Raw genomic sequence first — 2,470 nt, 5'->3', positions numbered from 1 at the left:
CGCAGGACGGCGACATCCTCGCCGCGAGCACCGGACTGGCCGAGTCGGGTCCGTTCCAGTCCGTCATGCTCCGGCCCGAACTGCTCGACATCCCCGCCGAGGGCCGGCTGGTCGCGGGCGACGACGGACAGGGCCGGACCCACCCCGCCGCCATCGTGCCCCTCATCGACGACTGGATCTACGTCGTCGGCCTCTGGAACGGCGACACGCCCCCGCGCGCGATCGGCTTTCTCGGCGGCAGCGTCGCGCCGGCCTTCCCGTTCCTGATGTGGGCGGCGAGCCTCGTCGTCGCCTATCTCGCCGTCGACAGCCTCGTCTTGCGCAACCTCCGCGCGCTCTCGGACCGGATGCGCCGCTACCGCTCCGGCGCGCGGGAGACGCACCTCGAGGTGCGCCCGGACGCGCCGCACGAGTTCCGCCTGCTCTCCGCCCGTTTCAACGAGATGATGGAGCGCATCGCCGCCGACCGCGAGCGGCTGGAGGAGAACGTCGCCGAGCAGCGCCTGCTCCTGCGCGAGGTCCATCACCGGGTGAAGAACAACCTCCAGCTCATCGCCTCGATCCTGAACATGCAGATCCGGGGCGTCGCCACGCCCGAGGCGCGGGGCGTCCTCGGCCGGGTGCAGGACCGCGTCATGACGCTCTCCAGGATCCACAAGGCGCTCTATTCCGGAGACCGGGTGGACTGTGTGCGCGCGGACCTCCTTCTCGCCGAGATCGTCCGGGACGTGCTCGACGCCGCCCTGCCCCGCAGGCACCGGGTGGACGTCCGCGTATCGCTCGCCCCGGTCGATCTCGACCCCGACCGGACCGTGCCGCTCTCGCTCCTCGCGACGGAGGCGGTGACGAATGCCGCGCGCCACCTCGGCGCGGCGCCCGGCGCGCAGTCCCGCATCGCCGTGGACCTCGAGCGCACGGAAGGCGGCGAGGTCAGGCTCGCGGTCTGCAACACCCGCGACCCCGCCCGGGCGCCGGGCGAGGGCGCGGACGCGAGCCTCGGCTCCCGCCTGATCGAGGCCTTCGCGGGGCAGCTCGCGGGCACGCTCTCCGTCGAGAAGGACGCCGGGGAATACCGGCTCGAACTCGTGTTCCCCGGCAGAAGCCCGGACCACCCGCCCGCCTGACCCCCCAAACGCGGCTTCGGCGGCCCGCGCCCTTTCGCGCGAGAAGGCGGCCGAGAGCGCGAAGCTCCCGGCCACGGGGCCAGACAAGAAAATGGCCGGGAGCGCGAAGCTCCCGGCCACGGGGCCAGACAAGAAAATGGCCGAGAGCGCGAAGCTCTCGGCCACAGGGGGAGTAACGTCTCGCGACCGGCCGCCAGTGCGTGCGGCCGACCGCGTGCCGATGCCGAGGGACAAGCTGCATCGACATGGGAAGAACTTGCCGACCCTCGCCCGGTTCCACGCGCCCGAAAAAGATTTCCGCCCCCTTCTCCGGCCCGTTTCCAAGCCCCGTTTCCCACCCCTGTCACAACCGACCGGAACCCGCCGCGCGGCGCGCAGGTTGGTCGCCGGAGACCGCCCGAGAGGACACGGAAAGGACGAATAATGCCGGTCGACACCCACGACACCACCGCCGCCCTGTCGCAGCTCGAGGGCGAGCTCGCCGACACGATACGCGCCTACGAAGAAGGATCGGCGGGCAGGGAAGACGGGATCGGCGGCATCGCCGACCGGCTCCGCGCGGTCCACATGCGCCACGCGGCCGACCTGCTCACCCTGATCGAAGCCATGGGCGGCCGGCCCGAGGACAATGCCACCATGGGCGCGGTGCGCACCGCCGTCCGCTCCGCCGAGGGCGCCCCCGAGCGGCTCGGCGGCTTCGACATGGCGCATCTGATCGACCGCGAGGCGCGGCTGGTCGAAGCCTACGACGACGCGATCGAGGCGTCGCGCGGCAAGGACGACGTGCTCGGCATGCTCGGCCGGCAGCGCGATATCCTGCGCTCGCAGCTCGAGGCGCTGCGGGGCGCCTGACCGACCCCCGAAGACACCCCGCAAGACGCAGCCCCGGGACGGAACCAACGCGCCTCTGGCCCGTTTGCAGGACGACGCGGCCCCGAGGCGAGCCCGAGGGGACGCAGGAACCAGGATGCCGGCAGCGGGAAACGCCCCCGGACCCGGCGCAGAGGAGGCCAGAGGAATGGCAGACACCGACCACAAGACCGCAGGCCAGGCAGACACGAAGCGCGAGCAGGGCGCACCGCCCGAGCGCCGCACCGTCGCGCCCACGCCCGACCGCCCCGATGACGGGGGCAAGGGCGGGACCTCCGACAAGTCCATGCTCGACACCGCCCGCGACCGCGCCGGAGACGAGGCGCGCCGCGCCCGCGAGACGGCCGCCGGGACGGCGCACGACACCGCCGGGCAGATGCGCGAGGCGGGCGAGGCCTTCGGCGAGGACAGCTTCGCGCGCGCGGCGACCGACCGCGTGGCCGAACAGCTCGACCAGGCGGCGCGCACCATGCGCG

General features: G+C 73.0%; 3 protein-coding genes. All 3 read left to right on the top strand.

The features are described 5' to 3' along the window. The coding region (locus ACTS11_RS08305; protein ID WP_442639857.1) for a sensor histidine kinase at window positions 1-1,124 on the top strand (1,124 nt) is incomplete at its 5' end. A gap of 423 nt (window positions 1,125-1,547) precedes the next feature. Continuing rightward, window positions 1,548-1,976, top strand: coding sequence for a hypothetical protein (locus tag ACTS11_RS08300; protein WP_442639856.1), 429 nt, complete (start codon window positions 1,548-1,550; stop codon window positions 1,974-1,976). A gap of 166 nt (window positions 1,977-2,142) precedes the next feature. Continuing rightward, window positions 2,143-2,470, top strand: a 328-nt coding sequence (locus tag ACTS11_RS08295; protein ID WP_442639855.1) for a hypothetical protein, incomplete at its 3' end; no start/stop codon positions are given.

Origin of the sequence: Roseicyclus sp. (assembly GCF_052168335.1) — a bacterium.
In the GTDB taxonomy this organism is placed as follows: Bacteria; Pseudomonadota; Alphaproteobacteria; order Rhodobacterales; family Rhodobacteraceae; genus Roseibacterium.
Note: the sequence above shows the minus strand (reverse complement) of the source record. Positions and strands in the feature narration are given on the sequence as shown.